Origin of the sequence: Exiguobacterium sp. UBA6309 (assembly GCF_002439205.1) — a bacterium.
GTDB lineage: Bacteria > Bacillota > Bacilli > Exiguobacteriales > Exiguobacteriaceae > Exiguobacterium_A.
This window is the reverse complement of record NZ_DJTL01000036.1, coordinates 34482-56933: the sequence shown is the minus strand read 5'-3', so window position 1 is coordinate 56933 and position 22452 is coordinate 34482. Positions and strand designations below refer to the sequence as shown.

General features: G+C 45.6%; 25 protein-coding genes. 2 read left to right on the top strand and 23 right to left on the bottom strand.

Annotated features, from left to right (window positions below):
- From B3M90_RS12320 to prsW, 12 genes are all read right to left on the bottom strand, one after another.
- Window positions 1-708 (bottom strand): demethylmenaquinone methyltransferase, encoded by a 708-nt coding sequence (locus B3M90_RS12320; RefSeq protein ID WP_035407160.1) that lies wholly within the window; start codon window positions 706-708, stop codon window positions 1-3.
- A 22-nt stretch (window positions 709-730) separates the two neighbouring features.
- On the bottom strand, window positions 731-1309 hold the full coding sequence (locus B3M90_RS12315) for a heptaprenyl diphosphate synthase component 1 (RefSeq protein ID WP_290784292.1): 579 nt from the start codon (window positions 1307-1309) through the stop codon (window positions 731-733).
- A gap of 140 nt (window positions 1310-1449) precedes the next feature.
- Complete coding sequence (locus B3M90_RS12310; RefSeq protein ID WP_012370671.1) at window positions 1450-1722, bottom strand: HU family DNA-binding protein; 273 nt, start codon at window positions 1720-1722, stop codon at window positions 1450-1452.
- 85 nt (window positions 1723-1807) lie between these two features.
- Window positions 1808-2542 (bottom strand): hypothetical protein, encoded by a 735-nt coding sequence (locus tag B3M90_RS12305; protein WP_035407154.1) that lies wholly within the window; start codon window positions 2540-2542, stop codon window positions 1808-1810.
- Window positions 2539-2715: a DUF2768 domain-containing protein gene (locus B3M90_RS12300; protein WP_023468644.1), complete on the bottom strand. Its 177-nt coding sequence runs from the start codon at window positions 2713-2715 to the stop codon at window positions 2539-2541. The genes B3M90_RS12305 and B3M90_RS12300 overlap by 4 nt, the downstream gene beginning before the upstream one ends.
- 39 nt (window positions 2716-2754) lie before the next feature.
- Window positions 2755-3780 (bottom strand): NAD(P)H-dependent glycerol-3-phosphate dehydrogenase, encoded by a 1026-nt coding sequence (locus B3M90_RS12295; RefSeq protein WP_035407152.1) that lies wholly within the window; start codon window positions 3778-3780, stop codon window positions 2755-2757.
- Window positions 3781-3794: 14 nt separating this feature from the next.
- A complete protein-coding gene (gene der / locus B3M90_RS12290; protein ID WP_029342014.1) occupies window positions 3795-5105 on the bottom strand; it encodes a ribosome biogenesis GTPase Der in 1311 nt (436 codons plus the stop codon).
- 123 nt (window positions 5106-5228) lie between these two features.
- Entirely contained in the window at window positions 5229-6362 is a 1134-nt protein-coding gene (gene rpsA, locus B3M90_RS12285) for a 30S ribosomal protein S1 (protein WP_056062180.1), read from the bottom strand.
- A gap of 102 nt (window positions 6363-6464) precedes the next feature.
- Window positions 6465-7064 carry a lysophospholipid acyltransferase family protein gene (locus B3M90_RS12280; protein WP_035407149.1) on the bottom strand — a complete coding sequence of 200 codons (600 nt, stop codon included), beginning with the start codon at window positions 7062-7064 and terminating at the stop codon, window positions 6465-6467.
- The gene (cmk, locus tag B3M90_RS12275; protein WP_290759148.1) at window positions 7061-7735 is read right to left on the bottom strand and encodes a (d)CMP kinase; all 675 of its coding nucleotides are present in this window, start codon (window positions 7733-7735) and stop codon (window positions 7061-7063) included. The genes B3M90_RS12280 and cmk overlap by 4 nt, the downstream gene beginning before the upstream one ends.
- 76 nt (window positions 7736-7811) lie before the next feature.
- Complete coding sequence (locus B3M90_RS12270) at window positions 7812-8468, bottom strand: flagellar brake protein (RefSeq protein ID WP_035407143.1); 657 nt, start codon at window positions 8466-8468, stop codon at window positions 7812-7814.
- Between the two features lie 19 nt (window positions 8469-8487).
- Window positions 8488-9165: a glutamic-type intramembrane protease PrsW gene (gene prsW, locus B3M90_RS12265; protein WP_035407140.1), complete on the bottom strand. Its 678-nt coding sequence runs from the start codon at window positions 9163-9165 to the stop codon at window positions 8488-8490.
- A 167-nt stretch (window positions 9166-9332) separates the two neighbouring features.
- Here prsW and B3M90_RS12260 point away from each other — a divergent pair, with 167 nt between their 5' ends.
- Window positions 9333-10301: an asparaginase gene (locus tag B3M90_RS12260; RefSeq protein ID WP_290759151.1), complete on the top strand. Its 969-nt coding sequence runs from the start codon at window positions 9333-9335 to the stop codon at window positions 10299-10301.
- 51 nt (window positions 10302-10352) lie between these two features.
- On the opposite strand, the gene B3M90_RS12255 is transcribed toward B3M90_RS12260, so the two are convergent.
- From B3M90_RS12255 to B3M90_RS12220, 8 genes are all read right to left on the bottom strand, one after another.
- On the bottom strand, window positions 10353-11342 hold the full coding sequence (locus B3M90_RS12255; protein ID WP_290759154.1) for a YpdA family putative bacillithiol disulfide reductase: 990 nt from the start codon (window positions 11340-11342) through the stop codon (window positions 10353-10355).
- Between the two features lie 130 nt (window positions 11343-11472).
- Window positions 11473-12738, bottom strand: coding sequence for a Glu/Leu/Phe/Val family dehydrogenase (locus B3M90_RS12250; RefSeq protein ID WP_290784289.1), 1266 nt, complete (start codon window positions 12736-12738; stop codon window positions 11473-11475).
- 146 nt (window positions 12739-12884) lie between these two features.
- The gene (locus B3M90_RS12245) at window positions 12885-13817 is read right to left on the bottom strand and encodes a D-alanine--D-alanine ligase (RefSeq protein ID WP_214854453.1); all 933 of its coding nucleotides are present in this window, start codon (window positions 13815-13817) and stop codon (window positions 12885-12887) included.
- 139 nt (window positions 13818-13956) lie between these two features.
- A complete protein-coding gene (locus B3M90_RS12240) occupies window positions 13957-14547 on the bottom strand; it encodes an adaptor protein MecA (RefSeq protein WP_290784288.1) in 591 nt (196 codons plus the stop codon).
- Between the two features lie 57 nt (window positions 14548-14604).
- Window positions 14605-15489, bottom strand: a complete 885-nt coding sequence (locus B3M90_RS12235) for a MerR family transcriptional regulator (protein WP_035407123.1) — start codon at window positions 15487-15489, stop codon at window positions 14605-14607.
- Window positions 15490-15560: 71 nt separating this feature from the next.
- Window positions 15561-15755, bottom strand: a complete 195-nt coding sequence (locus B3M90_RS12230) for a hypothetical protein (RefSeq protein WP_035407120.1) — start codon at window positions 15753-15755, stop codon at window positions 15561-15563.
- Between the two features lie 43 nt (window positions 15756-15798).
- Window positions 15799-17229, bottom strand: a complete 1431-nt coding sequence (locus B3M90_RS12225) for a RecQ family ATP-dependent DNA helicase (RefSeq protein ID WP_290759161.1) — start codon at window positions 17227-17229, stop codon at window positions 15799-15801.
- Window positions 17229-18251, bottom strand: a complete 1023-nt coding sequence (locus B3M90_RS12220) for a helix-turn-helix domain-containing protein (RefSeq protein WP_290784286.1) — start codon at window positions 18249-18251, stop codon at window positions 17229-17231. Before B3M90_RS12220 ends, B3M90_RS12225 begins: the two co-directional genes overlap by 1 nt.
- 230 nt (window positions 18252-18481) lie before the next feature.
- Between B3M90_RS12220 and B3M90_RS12215 the strand changes: the two genes are divergently transcribed.
- Window positions 18482-18730: a ferredoxin gene (locus B3M90_RS12215; protein WP_029342027.1), complete on the top strand. Its 249-nt coding sequence runs from the start codon at window positions 18482-18484 to the stop codon at window positions 18728-18730.
- Window positions 18731-18863: 133 nt separating this feature from the next.
- Here B3M90_RS12215 and B3M90_RS12210 read toward each other — a convergent pair whose 3' ends face one another.
- From B3M90_RS12210 to B3M90_RS12200, 3 genes are read right to left on the bottom strand one after another with little or no spacing between them, the layout of a single operon-like run.
- Window positions 18864-19823 (bottom strand): ABC transporter permease, encoded by a 960-nt coding sequence (locus tag B3M90_RS12210; protein ID WP_035407114.1) that lies wholly within the window; start codon window positions 19821-19823, stop codon window positions 18864-18866.
- Window positions 19823-20893, bottom strand: a complete 1071-nt coding sequence (locus B3M90_RS12205) for an ABC transporter permease (protein WP_035407110.1) — start codon at window positions 20891-20893, stop codon at window positions 19823-19825. Before B3M90_RS12205 ends, B3M90_RS12210 begins: the two co-directional genes overlap by 1 nt.
- Window positions 20890-22419: an ABC transporter ATP-binding protein gene (locus B3M90_RS12200; RefSeq protein WP_035407107.1), complete on the bottom strand. Its 1530-nt coding sequence runs from the start codon at window positions 22417-22419 to the stop codon at window positions 20890-20892. Before B3M90_RS12200 ends, B3M90_RS12205 begins: the two co-directional genes overlap by 4 nt.
- Between the last annotated feature and the right edge of the window lie 33 nt (window positions 22420-22452).

The following is a 22452-nucleotide window of genomic DNA, read 5'->3' as shown; positions in this document are numbered from 1 at the left end:
TCACCACTTCTTCCCAAGGTGCATCGCAGCAGCCCCACCCGCGAATGCTTTGACTTCCACTTGCATGAAGCCTGCCTGTTCGAAGAGTTGTTTCAGTTCGACACGGTCGAGGAACACTTCCGTTGATTCTTGTAACCAGTTGTATTGATCATACGATTTAGCAAGCAAACGACCTACTTGTGGCATGATTTTTCCAAAGTATAGCGAATATGCTTCTCGGAAAATCGGTGCCGTCGGTTGACTCGTTTCCAGACAGACGACCGTTCCACCTGGTTTTAAGACGCGATGCATCTCTTTAATGACCTGAAGGTAATCAGGAACGTTCCGTAAACCGAAACCAATTGTCACGAAATCAAATGAGTTGTCACCAAACGGTAAATCCATCGCATTTCCGTGAATCAATTCGATGTTTTTCATATCGAGCGCTTCTACTTTCTCCACGCCGACTTTTAACATATTCTCTGAAAAATCAAGTCCCTTGATGACACCAGTCGGACCGGCTGCTTTTGCCAGTTGAATCGTCCAGTCTGCCGTTCCACAACAAAGATCAAGACATTTAGCACCTGGGAAGACTTGCATCCGGCGCATCGTTTCGCGTCTCCACAATTTATGCAGTCGGAAGCTGATGACTGAATTCATTTGATCATAGTTCGTTGATATCGATTGGAACACTTCATACACTTTTTTTTCTTTATCTTTTGTCTGCACACTGCTCACCCTTTCCAAGATCTCATGCTACCGCCATCTGTTCGAGATGCGATAACAGTAATTTCTGTGCGACCAGATCTAGCTGCTCTGCCTGTTGTTGAATGATCTGCCGTCCTTGTCGTGTCAGCCATTCTCGTTTGGTGATTGTCGCGAGTCCTTGCATTAATCCGAACTCTGCTGTTAACCATAAGAGAACCCGTTCTTCCGTTGATTCATAGTTCATTTCGTGTAAGGCACACTTCGCTTCATTGACACGTTGAATGGTCCGTCCGAGTGAGACAAGAACCTCTTTCGGCAAACCCGCTAATTGTTCGAAGAAGTAGCTCGAGAAAAGATCTCCAGCTAATACAAGAAGCTGTCTTTCCTTCGAACCGCGTAATGTTTTATTGACGCGTTCATGCAGACGTAAGGCGACTTGTGCGAAATGAATCGCTTTGACGAGTGCTTCTGAATCTAGCTTGTCATGTTGAGCGACATCAATCAACCAACGGATCTGTTCACGATCGATGGAAGGGAAATCCACATGTCGAGCCAATCGTGTCGTTTGTTTAGTGGTGAGTGCAGTGATGATTTCATCCACGCGCAGCTCATGTTGTTCCATGCTTTTACCCCCCGATCTCCAGTGCCATCTCGTTGATGGACGTTCTTCTTTTTTAATATACCATAATCGGCGGGCTTTCACGCTTCTGAATGTCCACAAAAAAGCCGCCCGAGAAAATCTCGGGCGACTATGTAGCCGGATTACTTCACAGCATCTTTCAATGCTTTACCTGGTTTGAAGGCAGGTACTTTGCTTGCTGGAATCTCGATATCTTCTTTCGTACGTGGGTTGCGACCTTTACGGGCTGCACGCTCACGGACTTCGAAGTTACCAAATCCAATCAATTGGACTTTCTCTCCAGACTGAAGTGTCTCAGTGATCGATTCGAATGTTGATTCAACAACTTTCGTCACGTCTTTTTTTGTAAGACCTGATTTTTCGACGACTGCTTGAATGAGTTCAGTTTTGTTCATTACTTTCACCCCCTCCCAATCACTTCTTCGAGGGTAATCATACCCTATAAACGTTGCTATTACAACATTTTCGTGTAAATAACGTTCAATTTTCAGATTCTTCGCTCGATTTCTCTGAAAACACAGGTTCGCCTTTTTCGTTTATCGTGTAGCTTTGAGAATAGGCAGGAACAAAAGGTTGATCTTCATAAAGCAAATACCGAATATCCTGACCGACTTTCGGCTTTTTCTTCGCAGTTTGTACAGCTTTCTTCAACTCTGGCAAATAGTTGATGAAAAGACGACCTTGACCATCGACATAGATCGATAGCTTTTCATCTGAGTACGGACTTGGGACAGTCGGTTCTTTTTTGATGAATAACTTTTTATAGTCGAGGGTAAACTGATTTTTTCCGATGGAGCCTTTAAATGGGTACTTATCATTCTTCTTGCGATACGCATCAATTCGGACTTGAAGCTTCTGTAGTTCTTCCGCGACAAGCAAATCCATCAATTTGACAGTCGGCTTCGTCTCAACGTCGACCAACAAATAGATGAATGTTCCCCCGCCTTCAAAACTGTTCGTTGGTGGATCACTCATATAACGAGGTATCAGACGGCCCAGTTCGATTTGATAACGTTCCATGAGTGGCGTATCTGCCTCCATCGTTTTGATCGGCAAAACACCTGTGTCTTTCTGGTATGCATCGACGGCATCCTGAACGGTACGTAATTGTTGCGGATACGGCACGCGGTTCGACGGTTTCTGGCTGTCCGGAAAGAGACAACCTGATAATAACGTCACCGGAATGAGCATGAGTAGTACGAACCACTTTTTCATGCGCTCGGTCCCGCCATGACGATGAATACCATGATGATCGACGCAACGATGAAACAAACGAATGCCAAGGTTGACACGAGAATCTGCCAAATCCCTTTCAACTTCGTCCGACTGACCGTGACCAGCAAGACACTGATCGCAAAGAGTCCGATGCCAGCGAACGAAATCCACATTTTTAATAATCCTGGACTCAAGGTTTCCACCCCACTCCGTTAATCTTTCGTCGTGAAGAGATGCTCGATCTCATTTTTTTGTGGTCGTTGCATCAACTTTTTGACTTCTTCTTCCGGTGTATGACCGTCAAAGAGAACATGGTATAAAGCAGAAGTAATTGGGAGTTCACATTGTTTCGACTCTGCTAGATCATATGCAGCTTGTGTCGCACGAACACCTTCTACGACCATTCCCATGTTTTCAAGCACTGTCTCTAGTTTTTCTCCTCGACCGATGGCATTTCCCGCACGCCAATTTCGGCTATGGACAGAAGTACAAGTGACGATTAAGTCACCCATTCCTGTCAAGCCGGTGAACGTCATTGGGTTTGCCCCAAGCATCGTTCCAAGACGAGCCATCTCGACCATTCCACGCGTAATCAAGGCTGCCTTGGCATTGTCCCCGTAACCGAGACCATCTGTCATACCCGCAGCAAGTGCAATGATATTCTTCAATGCTCCACCGAGTTCTGCCCCGATGATGTCCGCATTGAGGTAGACACGGAAGTTTTCATTCGTAAACAATTCCTGCACACGACCAGCCTCTTCTAAATCATCCGATGCAACGGTCACCGTCGTCGGTTTACGTAACGCAACCTCTTCAGCATGTGAAGGACCTGTCAAGACACAAACCGCTTTACGTTTCGCCGGGTCGACCTCTGCTTCGATCAACTCAGACAATCGAAGATGTGTCTTCGGTTCGATTCCTTTTGATGCATGAATCAGGACGACTGGTTCTGTCAATAGTTCATTTAATTGACGAGAAACCGCACGAATCGCAGATGACGGTGTCACGATCAAAATATGTGTCGCGCCTTCGACCGCCACTTTGAGATCCGTCGTCGCCTTCAAGGATTGTGGCAACACGACGCCCGGCAAGAATTGCGCATTTTCATGATGTTCATTGATACGGTCGACATTTGTTTGTTCACGACCGTAAAGAATGACTTCCTGATCATTATCGGCTAAGACGAGCGAGAGCGCTGTTCCCCAGCTTCCTGCTCCGATGACAGCGATTTTGGTCATACTGAATCACCTCATTATTGTTTTTGACGAGCTAAAATCCGGATTGGTGTACCTGTGAAATCAAATGCCTCCCGAATCCGGTTCTCGAGATATCGTTTATAAGAGAAGTGAAGCAATTCTGGATCATTGACGAACAAGACGAACGTTGGCGGACGCGACGCGACCTGAGTCGCATAGTTAATCCGTAAACGAACTCCTTTATCTGTCGGCGCAGGGTTCATAGCGACAGCATCGACGATGACATCGTTCAAGACACTTGTCTGAATCCGTTGCGCATGACTGTGCGCTGCTTGCTGAATGACTGGTAATAACGTTTGTAAACGACGTTTTGTTTTTGCTGAGACGAAGACGATTGGTGCATAGTCAAGGAAACGGAATTCTTCCCGAATCTCTTCTTGCATCTTTTTCATCGTCTTATCATCTTTTTCAACAGCATCCCATTTATTGACGACAATGATGACCGCGCGACCTGCTTCATGGGCATATCCTGCTACTTTTTTATCTTGTTCGATGATACCTTCTTCACCATCAAGAACAACACAGACGACATCTGCTCGTTCGATTGCTTTTTGAGCACGCATGACACTAAAGCGTTCTGTCGATTCATAGACTTTCCCGCGTTTTCGCATCCCTGCCGTATCGATGATGACGTATTCTTGTTCATCCCGCGTAAATGGTGTATCGATTGCATCACGTGTTGTACCAGCGATATTCGAGACGATGACACGCTCTTCACCAAGAATCGAGTTCGTCATACTTGATTTCCCGACGTTTGGACGACCAATCAAAGCAAACTTGATCGTACTTTCGTCATATTCCAACTCTTCTTTATCTGGCGCGAGTTCAAGGACACGGTCGAGTAAATCACCAAGTCCAAGACCATGTGTACCAGAAATCGGGAACAAGTCCCCGAATCCAAGAGAGTAGAATTCATACATTAAATCACGCATCTCAAAGTTATCGACTTTATTGACAGCTACGACGACTGGTTTGTTCGAACGGAACAACATGTTCGCGACTTCCTCATCCGCTGCTGTGATTCCTTCGCGTCCGTTCACCATGAAAATGATGACGTCCGCTTCATCAATGGCGAGCTCCGCCTGATGACGCATCATTTGAAGTAGGGGCTCATCCCCAACTTCGATTCCACCTGTATCAATCAAATGAAAATGACGATTCAGCCATTCTCCAGTTCCGTAAATACGGTCGCGGGTAACGCCTGGCTTGTCTTCTACGATTGAAACCCGATCTCCAATCACCCGGTTAAAAATCGTCGACTTTCCGATATTTGGGCGACCTACGATCGCCACGACTGGAATTGCCATCCCAACACCTTCTTTCTCTTCTCTCGCTTCATAGCCGTTCTATTGTATCAAATCAAACTCTCATATACCATAACAAACCGCATATAAAAAGCGGACACGCTTGTGTCCGCTTTGTGTCATCCTTTATTCTTTCGTTTCTGAATCGTCTTCTGTCAAGTCAGCGACAGAAAATCCTTCTGATTGATTTGAGTAATCCGAATAGTCCTCGGAAGACCCTTCTTCCTCTTCGAGAACACGTGTCGAGAGCGAGATCTTATGCTCATCAAGACGCACTTCGAGTACCTTCGCTTCAATTTCTTGTCCTTCTTCAAGTACTTCTGAAGGCGATCCGATATGACGGTTCGCGATTTGTGAAATATGCAAAAGTCCTTCTACCTGCGGTGCAAGCTCAATGAAGGCACCAAACTGGACAAGACGACGTACGCGTCCTTTGACAATATCCCCAGCTTCGATTTTCCCTTCCATCTGTTGCCATGGACCCGGTTGTGTTTCCTTGATCGACAATTTAACCTTTTCTGTATCACGGTCGACGCCAAGTACTTTGACTTCGACTTTCTGACCTTCCGTGACGATGTCCGAAGGACGTTCGACACGATGGTGTGCCATTTCCGAGATATGAACGAGACCATCGACGCCACCGATATCAACGAAAGCACCGAAATCTGTCAATCGTTGGACTGTTCCTTCTAGAACTTGCCCCACTTCTAGATTTTCGAGTGTCTCTTTTTTCTTCGCGTTCAATTCACCTTCAACGACGGCTTTGTGCGAGAGAATGACACGGTTCTTCTCTTGATCGAGTTCAACGACCTTGACGTCAATCGAACGACCGATGTAATCCGAAAAGTCCTCGACGTAATGCCGCTCGACAAGCGACGCTGGGATGAATCCACGGACACCGATATCAACGACGAGACCACCTTTAACGATGTCTTTCACGACAACTTCAAAGATCTCACCTGATTTATACTTCTCTTCAACTTGCTCCCAAGCTTTAAGTGCATCAATTTCTCGTTTTGAGACGACGACCTCTTCATCCGTGATTTTCTTGACCTTCACTTGTAGTTCATCTCCGACGTTCAACACACCACGAATATCATCGAGATGAAGACTCGATACTTCGCTGATCGGTAAGATGGCTTCTGTTTTATATCCGATATCAATGAGTGCTTGCTTGTCTTCAATTTTCACGACCATTCCGGTAACTACCTGGTCCCGATGAATTTCAAAATCAGGCATATCTTTCATTTCTTCGACCATTCCAAAACAACCTCCTCACGATGAGTACAAGAAACGCCTGACACGTGTCAATGCGTTTATCCTGCTTCTAACTTCTTACAATTCTGACTATTTGTCAAGGTATTAAGCGTGATTGAAGTAGACGGATTTGATTTCGTCCATGATTCGATCAGAAATCGCTTTCGCAGCACCACGTTGATCACGTAAATCCGAAATATCGACCGGTTTTCCGATCGCGACGCGCATTCGTTTGAAAGGGCGATACGATCCAATGATGGCAATCGGTAAAATCTGAGCATTCGATCGTAAGGCGAAGAACCCTACACCGGGTTGTGCTGATGTGAATTCTCCTGGAGCAGAACGCGTTCCTTCTGGGAAAATGCCAACAGTCTCATCCGTATTTAACAGCTCGATCGTCCGTTTCAAGGCTTGACGGTCCCCTTGACCACGACCGACAGGATAGGTTCCTGCCGCAATCATCAGCTGCTTTAAGGCAGGGACTTTAAACAACTCCTCCTTCGCCATATAACGAACCGAACGTTTCGGTGGAATCGCACTGACGAGGAAGACGGGATCCCAATTTGAACTGTGGTTGGCACAGATGAGTAAGGAACCGTCTTTCGGAATATTCTCTTGCCCCGTCACCTTCAATCGGAAGACTGTTTTGGCTATGACCCAGACGACAAACCGCGCAATCCGATAAACGGTATCTTGACGTTTCATTTTAGAACACCTTCCGCTAGTTCCATCAGGCGATCAACGACTTGATCAATCGTCATCTCTGTCGTATCTAGATATAATGCGTCGTCTGCTTGGCGTAGAGGAGAGACTTCACGTTCACTGTCCCGTTTGTCCCGCAGCGCGATTTCTTCTTGAAGAACTGTGATATCGCTATCGATCCCACGCGCGATGTTCTCCCGGTGCCTTCTAGCTGCACGCTCTTCCACAGTTGCCGTCAAGAAAACTTTTAATTCAGCATCAGGTAATACGACTGTACCGATGTCACGACCGTCCATGACGATGCCACCCTGATCTGCTAATTTTCGTTGCGCCGTGACGAGTGCTGCTCGAACTTCTTTTTGACGAGCGACGAACGATACATTATTCGTGATTTCGATGGAACGGATCGCATCCGTCACTTCGCGATCACCAATAAAGACACGTTGCCCGTTTTCGCCTGGTGTTAAACGAATATCAAGCGATTTCATCAATTCGCCAAGCACTTCTCCGTTGTTCAGATCAAGCGATTGTTCGAGTGCTGCGAGCGTAACGGCACGATACATCGCCCCTGTATCGATATATACATAGTCAAGGCGTGCCGCCAGTTGTTTTGCGATCGTACTTTTCCCAGCACCTGCTGGTCCATCTAATGCAATTTGAATCTTCTTCATCATCCATCCAATCCTTCCATCTTCCCCATATTTGATGGGGATTCATTCTTCCGAACGTTATCATAGCAAAAAAATGCGGTCAGGTGAATGGATTCATGCCCCTTCTTGAACTTTTCATTTGCATTTGATAACAGTGACGCAATACTAGCTCACGACTTCTGTCAGGAATCATTGTAAATTGGAATGCGAGTTCATACCGTTCTTCCCGTCGATCGATACGGACGAGCTCAGCAATAACATCTAACGTACTCGAAATGCCGTCACCAGTAGGTAGAATGAATGTCATCTCCACCTCTTCCTCTTTTTGAATCGGTAACTGATCCGACAAAATCATCATGCCACCAGCCGATAAGTCAAGCGTCACCGTCGTAAACGGATCAAATTGCGTTTTATGCGGATGAACGGCGACATCAAGCATTTGTGGTACTCGAACGAATTGACGTCGTTGGATGCGCTCGATTTGATCATCACTTGGTCGCTTTAAGGCGTACCGCTGACCACGAAGTGGATCATTTTGTCGTTCCACGACGACCGTATCAAATCCAAATAATTTACCTTTTTCTTTAAAGAAGTAAAACGAAACTTCTTCGTGGTCTGACAAGATGAACGTTTTCAATGTCGCGACCTCACTTGGTGCCTCGATCCAAATCAATCGATTCGTTACGGCTGTTACTTTTGACCGTCCTTGTCGATCTTCACTATTCGAAAGCATTACTAAATCCCCGATTTCCATCATCCTACTTCGCTCCTACTTTCTATTCGATGCCATCTGAATGTTGTTTTTTTCGTTTGAATCGACGATTCAAACGGTTGGCACCTCGTACTTGAAATAATCCGATCGTCCATAAAATGATCATGAAGACGATTGGCAAAACAGATATACCACCATTTTCCAATATTAACAAATTAAATAAGATATGTGCAAATACCGGAATCGTTATCGATAAGGACAACCACCGATACGGGTGAGGCGAGAATTTCGCCATTCCCATGAAGAAACCCATGATGACAGCAAACAAAGCATGACCGGATACCGGTAGTAAAGCTCGGAATAGCATGTGTTCGACCGTTCCATTCACCATCAGATATAAGATATTCTCAAGGGTAGCAAATCCAAGCGAGCACGCTACGGCATAGATGATCCCATCATAATAATCATTAAACCGTTGATGGATATACACGGTATAAAAGACGACGAACCATTTTGCAAACTCTTCTGTGACTGCTGTTCGAACCAATTGCACCTCTTCACGCCCACCAAACTCCGTTTGAACGATGTAGTCGATGAACATCAAGGGAAAAACGAGTAAAATTCCAAAAATGAAGCTTCGAAGGATATATCCAACGGGCTCTGATTCATGTTCGTGACGTAGATAAAAATAAGTTAGGAGTGCGATGCCTGGGGCAACTCCGGAGAAAACGATTTGAATCACGCTTCCTCTCCCCCTTTCTTCCTCTCCATAAGAATAAAGGTTTCTTGGAAAAAAGAAAACGTCCTCGTTGTTTCGGGAGGGAAAAAGGTTACAATATGGAAGAACTAATTGAATATGCTATAGAAAGTAGGTGAAGGTCTTTTGTCTTTTGACACAGACCATTTAGAATGAAATCATTATTATTAATTCATACGGGTGGAACGATTGCGATGGCGCAAGATCACTCCGGTCACGTCTTACCGAATGACATCAATCCACTGGATGCTTCACTACCTCGAGCGACGGATATCGCAAACATCACAACGCGTCATTTTTCAAATTTACCTTCTCCACATATGACGCCCGACATCATGCTACGTTTGGCACACTTCATCGACAGTGAACTTGCTAAGGAACACTACGATGGAGTCGTCATCACCCATGGGACGGATACACTTGAAGAGACCGCTTATTTCTTACATTTGACAATTGGTGCACCTGTTCCGATTGTTTTGACTGGAGCCATGCGTTCATCGAACGAAGTCGGATCGGATGGTGAGTTTAATTTGATCACGGCACTCCGTGTCGCAGTCAGTGAAGCAGCGCGTGAAAAAGGTGTTCTCGTCGTCTTTAATGGTGAGATTCATTCGGCATTCAACGTCACGAAAACGCATACGTCATCCGTCGATACGTTTAAATCGGTTCACTTCGGAAATCTTGGCATGGTGACGAAAGATCACGTTTACCTATTCAACACGCCACTTCTGAAGCAAATACATATGGTAACCTCGCTCTCTAAACGTGTTGCTGTTTTGAAAGTATATGCCGGAATGGAACCAGATTTATTACTAGCCGTGAAACAACTCGGTTACGATGGACTCGTACTTGAAGTTCTCGGTCAAGGAAACGTCCCACCGAGTATCGTCGATGCCATTGCCGAATTGATCGCAGTCATGCCGATCGTCATCGTTAGTCGATGCTTCAATGGAATCGTGCAAGATGTTTATGGATATACAGGTGGCGGTCAACAGTTAAAAGAGATCGGTGTCATTTTCTCAAATGGACTGAACTCACAAAAAGCACGACTTAAATTAATGATTGAACTCGAAATCAATGCGACCCAATCAGAACTCGAAGAGTCATTCCGGGTCGAATAAATGAAAAAACCTCTTGACTCGGAACTCATCAGTCCGAATCAAGAGGTTTTTTTAGACGTGAATTGATAGACCACGTAATCGTTCGACGAGATGATTCGCGATGTTCGCGCCATGAAAACGTCCGTTTTCAATGAATATCTTATTGGCATCGTATCCTGCTGCAACGACGCCGGCAATATAAATTCCAGGAACATTCGACTCCATCGTCTCTTCATCATGACTCGGAACACCTGTCTTGCGATCGATCGCGATACCAGCATCAGCGAACAAGCCGACGTCTGGTGTATAACCCGTCATCGCAAATACGAAATCTGCTCGGACAGTCCGCTTGTCTCCCTCCACTCGGTAAACGACTTCTTGGTCCGTGATTTCCTCGATCATCGCGTCAAACACCATCTTGACCTTTTCCGAACGAACGAGTGATTCGAAATTCGGCAAGACCCATGGTTTGATCGACGGACTATACTCGGGTCCACGATAAAGTACGGTTACGCGTGCTCCTGCTTTTTCAAGCTCGATTGCTGCATCAACACTTGAATTCTTCCCACCGATGACGACGACATCCTGATCAAAGTATGGATGCCCTTCCGTAAAATAGTGCGATACGTGGGGTAACGTTTCTCCTGGGACGTCCATTCGGTTCGGTAACCCATAATAACCTGTCGCAAGCACAACAGATCGTGCTTCTCGCTGTTTCTTCACTCCAGAGCGTTCTGAATGGATGATGAAGCGATCCGCTTGACGTTCAATGTGCTCGACCGTCTCAAATGGACGAATCGTCAACCGCTTTCGTTTGACGACTTCTCGATAATAGACGAGTGCATCGAGACGACGTGGTTTTAATTCCTTATTGATGAACGGCACGCCACCGATTTCTAATTTTTCACTACTTGAAAAGAACGTTTGATGCGTCGGATAACGATAGATCGCTTCAACGATATTTCCTTTTTCGAGTACTTCGACGTCTAGTCCTCGATCTTGCATTTCGATCGCTGCCGATAAACCACATGGTCCTGCACCGATTACGATACAATCTAACATTCGAATATCTCCTCTTCCGGTTGCTTTTTTTATATCTTAGCAAATCTCATCAAGAGACGAAAGAAATTGCAATAGGAAAACACCCGCTCCTCATCTAGAGGAACGGGTGGTACGTATTTTTAACGTTTAATTAGACCCAACCACGGAAACGGGATGCTTCTGCCATTTTCCGCACACCTACCATATAAGCGGCGAGACGCATATCGACATTTCGCGTCTGTGCTGTCTGATAGACTTGGTTGAATGAGTTCACGAGGACCTTTTCGAGTTTCTCGTGGACTTCCTCTTCCGTCCAGTAATACCCCTGATTATTCTGTACCCATTCGAAGTAAGAAACCGTTACGCCACCACTCGAAGCAAGAACATCCGGAACGATCAAAATGTCACGTTCTGCAAGAATTTTCGTCGCTTCGTTCGTCGTTGGACCGTTTGCTGCTTCTACGATGATCGCTGCGCGGATATCATGTGCATTGTCTTCTGTAATTTGATTCTCGATTGCCGCAGGAACAAGAATATCACATTCGAGTTCAAGCAATTCTTTATTCGAGATCGTATTTTTGAACAATGTCGTAACCGTTCCGAATGAGTCGCGACGGTCCAGTAGATATGGGATGTCGAGTCCGTTCGGATCATGAAGTGCACCGTAAGCATCACTGATGGCGATGACTTTTGCACCTAAGTCATACATGAACTTCGACAAGAAGCTACCTGCGTTCCCGAACCCTTGAACGACGACGCGTGCTCCTTCAAGTGTAATGCCTTTTTTTGCTGCCGCTTCTCGGATCATGATTGCGACACCTTTCGCCGTTGCTGTTTCACGACCATGTGAGCCACCAAGAACGAGCGGTTTTCCTGTGATGAAACCAGGAGAGTTAAATTCATCGATCCGGCTGTACTCATCCATCATCCAAGCCATGATTTGTGAGTTCGTGAAGACGTCAGGTGCTGGAATATCCTTTGTCGGTCCAACGATTTGACTGATGGCACGGACATATCCACGGCTGAGACGTTCGATTTCGCGGAAGCTCATCTCACGTGGATCACAAATGATCCCGCCTTTCCCGCCGCCATATGGTAAATCAACGATACCAGCCTTCAGACTCATCCAGACGGATAATGCTTTGACTTCGATTTCCGTCACGTTTGGGTGGAAACGAATTCCCCCTTTTGTCGGTCCAACAGCATCGTTATGTTGCGCACGATATCCTGTGAAGATTTTCGTCGAACCATCATCCATTCGCACCGGAATCCGGACTGTCAACATCCGGAGTGGTTCTTTAAGTAATTCATACATTTCGTCTGGATACCCTAACTTCCCTAGTGCTTCCTTGACGATTTCCTGTGTTGCTTCCAGTACGTTCTTGCGATGATTCGCATGTTGTTGGTCAGTGATCATTCCAACGTTCCTCCCCATAAGTGGCATCCCCTATGCCGTTTCCTTGTTCGGATAAAGTATACTCTTTTCTCGAACGTAATGAAAGGGGTTACGCCCATATTTGTAAGCGCTTTCTCACTTCTTTTCCTAGGATATCAATGATTGGATTACTTGATTTGGGCGTGGCGTTCAATCGCTAATTCCATGAAATACTCGACCAATTCCGGATATTCGATACCAACTGCTCGTGCTCCGTCCGGGAATAAACTTGTTGACGTCATACCTGGCAATGTATTCGTCTCTAAAATAACTGGATTTCCGGACTCAGGAACAAGGAAATCTGACCGGGAATACCCAGCACAACCCAGTACTTGATGTGCTTTGACGGCCCACTCCTGAAGTGTTGCTGTCGTCGTCTCATCTAGTTCGGCAGGGCAGATATGCTCTGAACCTCCGATTGCATATTTCGATTCGTAATCATAAAAAGCATTCTTCGGAATGATCTCGATGACCGGTAATGCTTTTTCTGCACCTTTATGACCAACGACTGGAACCGTCACTTCGCGTCCTTTAATGAATTGTTCGACGAGAACCGCATCATCGGCTTCGAACGCTTTTGCAATCCCCTCACGTAACATCGTCTCGTCTTGTGCGATTGTCAATCCATTCGATGAACCTTCTTGTGCTGGTTTAACGACACAAGGGAATTGACCATTCCATTCTGCGATTTTCGCCTCGACATCATCTTCACGTTCTAATAATACATCACGTGCAATCGTGATACCCGCTTTATCAAAGTGAACTTTTGAACGTGCCTTATCCATCGCAAGTGCTGACGCTAACACACCTGAACCTGTGTATGGAATATTCGCAAGTTCAAGTAACGCCTGCACGCGTCCATCTTCACCAATTTTCCCATGAAGAGCGATGACAGCCACATCTACATCCAGCTGGAAGAGTTCATGTGCTCGATCAGGATGGAAATCAACAGCCGTGACTTCATGTCCTTTACTGTTTAACGCTTCCATGATTGATTTTCCACTGTTTAATGAAACCTCCCGTTCACCTGAAGTCCCACCATATAACACTGCCACTTTCATCCTACTTCACTCCTTCTTCTTACGTTCAATGATTATCATACCATCCTTCTGACCACGAAAAAATACAAAATGGTGCCACTTCTGGTAGAAGATAAAAAGGTGCGACATTACCTGACGAGGCAATGTCGCACCTGATGTTCTAAATGTGGAATTGTTCCGCAATCGTGGCAATGGCTTGTTTCGATTGAATCGTTTTTCCGTACTCTGACATGACGAGCGGACTTTTCGGGCTCGGTTCCCCGTATTCTGACAAAATCGTCGTCACCGTACGCTCGAGCGCGTCATTCATTCGTTCCTGGAAATAGAGATAATAGTTGCCTTCGAAGAAATAAAGACTACCGCCTGTCTCCGTGTACGACATATGTCGTAATAACCCATGGCTCGCTTGAATGACATCTTCGAGCGAATTCAAGGCATACAAGACATGATGGACGATGTCGACCGTCATGCGAATTTCGACTTGATCAAATTCGTCATTCATCTTTTCCGGTAAATCACCTTCACGACGCACATCAACGAGCATGCCGTCATTAGGAAAGAATGTGACGAAAAATTCGAGTGTTCCTGCTGCCTGAAAACCAAAATTCGATTCAGCTTCCTCTAACAAATTGCGCAATAGAGCTTGTCCCTTCCCAATGGCCAACGTTTCTGGTCGGACATCGTGAAGTGATAACTCTTGCTTTGTAATGAAGACACGAAGGTGTCCTTGTTTCATTTGTTCAAACCTCATATAGACTCCTCCAGTCAAGACCGGAAACATAGGTGTCTCCGTTCGCTATGAACCATACTATACACCAGATACCGGAGTGAGTCGACTTAACCAACTTTTCCACGATTGATCGTCCGCACCAAGTAAGTGTGGTCCGTATCGTTCCGGAAGCTGATCGACCGCGTATCCTCCAAGTCCAATTTCAAGATTCGGAAAATCAGCCATCAAACAGTCTAATGCTTCATCGAGCAATGGTAAATGATCGGATAACGTGCACGATAAGATGACAGCTTTCGGTTGCAATTGATGTGTCACGGCTACTAAGTCCGGCACCGGAATACCAGAACCGAGGAAAATCACATCAAAACCTGATTGCCGCAAGTAGAGTGTGAAGAAGAGTAGTCCGAGCTCATGTTCTTCTTCTGGTGCACAGACACAAACGATTCGCGGCAAGAACGGATTGATCGGCATCTGTAGTGATAACGTCGAAAGACGGGCTCTTAAGAAAGCTGTTGCAAAATGTTCATGCGCAATTGTAATCTCTCCTGACTCCCATTTCAGTCCGATTTCATGTAAGAGTGGACCAACGATATCTTGAATGACTTTATCGAAACTAAACATCGAGAACGCTTTATTCATGATGTCATGCGCGTGTCGTTCTTCGAAGTTCGTCAATGCACGGAATAACTGATCTCGTAGTTCGACTCCGTAATCATGGGGCACTTCAGCTCGATTGACAGGCATCTCATATAATTGAATTGCCTTTGAAACCGACAATCCTTCTTTTTGTTTATCGACGATCCAACGCAATTTCGCAACGTCACTATCACTATAAATGCGATGCCCGGATTCACTTCGATCCGGATCAAGCACTTGATATCTCCGCTCCCAAGCACGAATGGTCGTCGGGTTGAGTCCCACCAACGCAGCGACTGCTTTGATATTGTATTTCCCACGATCCATGCATCGTGCCTCCTTCCCCTTCCTTTCTAGTATACGCTGAAAGGAAAAAAATCTCCGTTCACAATGTGCCTTTACATCATGAAACCGATGGAGACGAAGGCGATGATGATCGTGATCATGAGTACCGTTAGCGTGATTGCTAGCGGATTTTTTCGAAATGGTTGCTTCAGTCGTTCATTTCGAACGTGTTCGATTCGCGAGGAACGTGGTGGTAAGAGTTGCTCCTCTTCGTTCTGATGTAACCGCCGTTGATCTTGTTTACTCAATGTTCATCACCTTTTCTTGAAAAAAATAAGGATATTTTCTAGTTTACACCGAATCTAGTGATGAAAAAAAGACTTGTTCTAAACGCTTTTTCCAATTTACCGGTTGAAGCACCTTACTCTTCACGGGATCCTGCCATTCGATCGTACCGCAAATATCACAACAACGTGGCTGAACGATTGCCGGTTCATCAAAATGATGCAATAACATCTTACGGCGACATTCATTCCGGTGAATATAGTCCATCATCTGGCTGACTTCTCGTCCTTTGAGCTGTTTTCGTTCCACCTGCCATTGCATGATACGTTCCTTCGACCAGCCATTCTCAAGTTGTGATTTCAGTAACCGATATGCTGGATCTTCCGGATTGAGGTGTAGACGAGTCTCGATTTTCGTGTAGGACTCACCTCTTCTCACCCCTTGTTGTAACTGATCAATCCAAAGGACAGGCGCATATTGTGTCTCAATCAGAAAGGTTTGTAATTGTTCATCCTGAGGAGCATAAAGCAAGATCGCCGTTGCCTCTTTTCCGTCCCGACCGGCACGTCCGATTTCCTGCATATAAGCTTCAAGTGTCGCCGGCATCGTATGATGGATAACTGTACGAACGTTTCCTTTATCAACACCCATTCCAAATGCGCTCGTACAAACGAGACAGTCCATTTCATCATGAAGAAACTGTTGTTGAACAAGCTGACGGTCTTCCATCGTTAATCCGGCATGATAGTAGGTTGCCCCTTCAATGATTCCTGCAATCCGTTCCGCTTCTTTACGCGTTGTCGTATAGATGACACATGGACGAACGATACGTGTCATCCAACGGTCGAGTGCTGCGTCTTTTTCTTCTCGATCGACGCGATCCACGATGTATTGGATTTCCGGTCGATTGACGGAACGACGGATGACATGCGGTTCTCGCATCTGCAATTGTATTCGGATATCTCGTTCGACAGCTTGAGTCGCTGTTGCGGTTAAGGCGAGGCACTGCGGAAAACCTAGTTCCCGGCGAATTTGACCAAGTCTTGCATACTCAGGTCGAAACTCGTGTCCCCACTGCGAGATACAGTGGGCTTCATCGACGACGAATAGCGCGATGTCGACCTGTTTCAGACGAGCCCGTATTTGTGGTAACGCAAGTTGTTCCGGTGATAAGTAGAGATACCGTAGATGTTCGAGTACGGATAAGATTTGCTCTTTTTCTTCTCGCGTCTCAACAGATGTTAATTTTGCGACAGAACGTTCTCCCCGACGTTTGATTTGCATGACTTGATCCTCAATCAAAGAGAGCAGCGGAGACAAAATCAATGTCAGTCCCTCTCCTTTTACATACGAAGGAAACTGATAACAAACAGACTTTCCTCCACCTGTCGGTAAAATTGCTAACGTATCTGTTCCATTCAGGATGGACTCGATGATTTGGCGTTGTCCAGGTCGAAACGCTTCATAACCGAAATGTCGATGCAATAACGCTTCCATTAACTTCCCTCCCATTTACTACGAGCTAAGACCAATCGAATTTGAAAATAGGATACGTCTGATTGCATCGCGCTTTTGATTCGCTTGAGCGCATAAGTTTTGAGTTGTTGTGCGATATGTCGAATTTCTTCCTGTTGAGCCGTATCAACGAAATAATCTAACGGAAAAGTGGGTGCATACATTGCAATTTCAACAAGATGGTCTTCCATCGTGCTATTTTTTAGACGTCTTCTGACCGCAACATCTTCAACAGTGAGTCCTTGTTGCAATAATTCCCAAGTCGTTTGAGCAGATTGCGTCATCTTCGGAGTATGGAGACCGGCTCCGATTTGTTGAATGAGCGGTGTACTTTTTAAGTCATTGATGCATCTTCGCCAAGCTATGATAAATTCGAACTGGACCGTCTCGACATCTACCTTCATCATTCGTGCCAATTGAGGATATGACCACCCCGTTTGCACACCTGATAATCGATGACTGATCAATGTCGCATCTCGTTCCGGTAAGCGCTCAAGGAGGAGCGTCAATTCTTGATACATCTGCGCTAACCAATCTGCTCGATTCGAGATGGTCGGAAGAACACTCTTGACCCACTCCCGAACGATCGTCTCTTGTTGCACGGGAATGAATGGTTGTTGCGCTTCTAGACAAATTACCGTTTGAACGAGAAGACTGAGCCGTTTCCACATCATTTCGGCATATCCCCGAAGTTCACCACCAAGTTGATCAATGATTACTCCATCCGTTTGTCCTACTAGTCGAGCGCCTTCGTTCGTCAGTCGAAGTGTCTCTTGCCGTTCGATCCACTTTTTCTGAGCGAGTTCCGTTAAAACCGACTCGAATCGCTGTTTACTGACTAATACGGTACCGAACGTCGACTCTAAATCATAAAAATGAGCATCTTGCAGAGAAGTTGCTGACTTCTTCCCTTGAAAAACATGATAAAGACTCCGGTCCGAGCGTTCGTCTCGAAGACGCTGAATCGATTCTAGAAAAATGCGCTCTAGTAATGAAATTTCCATCTGCCACGCTCCTTTCTAATATATAGTGTTTATCGATTTGAAGATGATACCTCATCCATTTTCTTTTCGTTACGTTTTAGACATACTGTTTGCGGGCATGTGATGATATATACATTTTCTGTTATCACTTACGCTTCGTCATTGAAATGCAACGATGAGTCCGATACAATGACATATAGATGAGAACAGCGTGTTTCAATAATGTTTTCGTATAGAGAGGAGACCGTTCAATGGCTAAATTTACGATTGTCGACAAAGATACTTGCATCGCTTGTGGTGCTTGTGGAGCAGCGGCACCAGATATCTATGATTATGATGATGAGGGTTTGGCATATGTCATTCTTGATGATAACAATGGTACTGCCGAAATTCCAGAAGCATTATTCGACGATATGATTGATGCATTTGAAGGATGCCCGACGGATTCAATCAAAGTAGCAGATGAATCGTTCGAAGGCGATGCGTTAAAATTCGAATAAGTGAATAAAAAAAGATGTTTCCTTGCGAAACATCTTTTTTTGTTGGTCTTTTATTCACGCGATATATCTATCATTCATTAAAAAAACCGGATGTCGCCATTTGGCAACATCCGGTTTCTAAGTGGTAAAAAATTTAGCGTTTTCCTTTGATATATGGTACACCAACAGCTTTTGGTGCATCCGCCCGACCAACGACACCAGCGAGTGCTAGGATCGTCAAGAGATACGGTGCAATCAATAGATACACTTGCGGAATTTGATCGAGTAACGGCAATTGCTGACCGATGATTGAAATCGCTTGAGCGAATCCGAAGAATAGTGCAGCACCCATAGCCCCGAGTGGATTCCATTTTCCGAAGATCATCGCCGCAATCGCGAGGAACCCTTGACCGAGGATCGTCGTGACACTGAAGTTCAGTGAGATCGATGTCGCATAAACAGCACCAGCAAGACCACCGAAACCACCAGAGATCATGACACCGATGAAACGCATCTTCGTGACGTTGATTCCCATTGTATCTGCCGCCATCGGATGTTCCCCGACAGAACGTAAACGAAGACCAAATGGCGTCTTGAAAATGATGTACCACGCGACGAAGGCAAGGATGATCGCGATATACGATGTGTAGTAGACGTTCGCGAAGAACATCTTCAGCACAGGAATATCGGACAAGAATGGCACGTTCTCTTTTGAGATTCGGTTTGGAATCGAATCCGTTTGTCCTTTTCCGTAAAGCGCCCGGACGAGGAAGATGGCAAGACCGACTGCAAGCAAGTTGATCGCAACTCCAAGAACCGTTTGATCAGCCCGGAAAAGGATTGCCGGAATCGCAAGGAAGAGCGAGAAAACTGCTCCGACGACAATCGCAATGAGCATCGCAAGCCAAGGACTCGCAGCACCCAAGCCCATTTTTGATAGCGTCAATGCCGTGACGACACCCGTGAAGGCACCCATGACCATTAAACCTTCTAACGCGATGTTAACGACGCCAGAACGCTCACTGAAAATGCCGCCAAGTGCTGCAATGATCAACGGAGCCGAATAGGCAAGTGCGATTGGCACGATGATATAAAGTACTTCAAGAAAGCCCATTACTGACCGGCTCCTTTCGCTTTTTTAGATTCTTTCTTAACTGCGAACTTCTCGATGACGAGACGAATCGCGTATCCAGAAGCCACGAAGATGATGATGAACGCAATGATAATTTTGATCAGTTCCGGTGGAATACCAATCTGTTGCATCGACAGACCACCGATATTGAGTCCTGCAAATAGTAATGCAGCGAGCACGACGCCGATCGGATTATTCGCACCTAACAAGGCAACCGCGATCCCGTCGAATCCAACACCAGTGAAGGACGCATTCAGCGTCATGTTTTGGAACGTCCCAAGACCTTCCATCGCCCCAGCAAGACCAGCGAACACACCTGAGATGACGAACGATAAGATGATATTGCGGTTAACGCCCATCCCTGCATATTCAGCAGCATTCTTATTGAATCCAACAGCTCGAAGTTCATAACCGAGTGTTGTTTTCCAAAGAATAAACCAGAAGACGAGTGCAGCGATGATTGCGATGAAAATTCCGTTATGAAGACGTGAGAAATCCGTGATCTCTTGTAAGAACGGTGACGCAAGTGATGCTGATTCCTTGATTGTCTCCGTCCGCTCATTCGTAATGCCGATGACATGACGTAAAATATCGTTCGTGACGTATAACGCGATATAGTTCATCATGATCGACGTGATGACTTCATGTACGTGGAATTTCGCTTTTAAGATACCAGGAATCGATGCCCAAAGCGCACCTGCTAAACCTGCTCCAATCAAAGCGAGTGGTAAATGAACAACTGTCGGCAAATCAAACTTGATTCCAATCCAGACTGCAACCATCCAGCCGACGAGCACTTGACCTTCGACACCGATGTTAAAAAGTCCTGTCCGAAAAGCAAACGCGACAGCAAGACCCGCGAAGATCAATGGAGCCGCCGCACGCAATGTTTCGCCGATGCTGTACGGTTCGCCAAAAATACCATAGAATAATTGATCAAACCCAGCAATCGGATCATACCCACCAATGAGCATGACGATTGCCCCGACGACCATCCCAAGCACGATGGAAAGAATCGGAATGAGGATGCCGTAAAAACGCTCTAACTTCATGAATGACCTACCTCCTCTTTCTTACCGCCGGCCATCAGGAAGCCAAGCTCAATTTCGTTCGTTTCTTTCGGATCCAAGAAGGCCACTGTTTTCCCTTCATATAACACGGCAATCCGGTCAGAGACTTGCAGAATTTCTTCGAGTTCGAATGAAATCAACAAGACAGCACGACCTTTTTCGCGCTCAAGAACCAATTGTTCATGAATGAACTCGATTGCCCCAACATCAAGACCACGAGTCGGCTGAGCCGCAATCAGCAAATCTGGTGACCGATCGACTTCACGCGCGATGATCGCCTTCTGTTGGTTACCACCAGACAAGGCACGAGCGAACGTCTCTGGACTTGGAGTTCGGACGTCGAACTTCTCGATGAGCGTTTTGGCTTTTTCCATGACTTGTTTATAGTTCATGATGCCTGCTTTTGAGTACGGTTGTTTGTAGTAGGTTTGTAAGACCATGTTATGTCCAATCGAATAATCAAGGACAAGTCCATGTTTATGTCGGTCTTGCGGGATGTGACCGACACCTGATTCCGTTACTTTCCGTGGCTTCAGGTTTTTAATCGATTTGTTGTTGAGGAAGATTTCGCCACTGTCTGCTTTACGAAGACCTGTAATGGCTTCAATCAATTCCGTTTGTCCGTTTCCGTCGATTCCTGCAATTCCAACGATTTCTCCGGCACGAATGTCGAGATTCAATCCATCGACTGCTTTGATGCCACGACCGTCCTTGACGACTAGATTCTTGATATCGAGGACGAGTTCTTGTGGAGTTGCCTTGGAATACTCCGCATTAAAGTTGACTTCACGACCTACCATCATTTCAGCAAGACGCGACTGTGTCATCGTCTCATCAATATCGACCGTGCCGATATATTTACCACGGCGAATCGTCGTACAGCGATCAGCTACTTCCATGATTTCTTTCAGTTTATGCGTAATGAGGATAATCGACTTTCCTTCCGCAATCAAGCGATTCATGATTTGAATCAATTCTTTGATCTCTTGCGGTGTCAAAACAGCAGATGGTTCATCAAAGATCAAGATGTCTGCCCCACGGTACAACGTCTTCAAAATTTCAACACGTTGTTGCATTCCGACTGAAATATCCTCGATTTTTGCATCAGGATCAACAGCAAGACCATACTGTTCAGAAATCTGGCGTACCTTTTCACGCGCCGATGCACGATCAATCTTAATCCCTGTACGTGGCTCTGCACCTAAAATGATGTTTTCAGTAACAGTGAAATTTTGAACGAGCATGAAGTGTTGGTGCACCATGCCGATTCCAAGATCATTCGCGACGTTCGGACTCGTAATATTGACTTTTTCACCACGTACACGAATTTCTCCAGCCTCAGGCTGATACAAACCAAATAAGACGTTCATCAGCGTCGATTTTCCGGCACCGTTTTCACCAAGTAAAGCGTGAATCTCACCTTTCCGAAGCTGGAGCGTGATATTATCATTTGCGACGAAATTGCCAAACTCTTTTCTGATGTTCAGCATCTCAATGACGTATTCCAAGAAAATCCACTCCCATGTTTAGTTTAAAAGGGG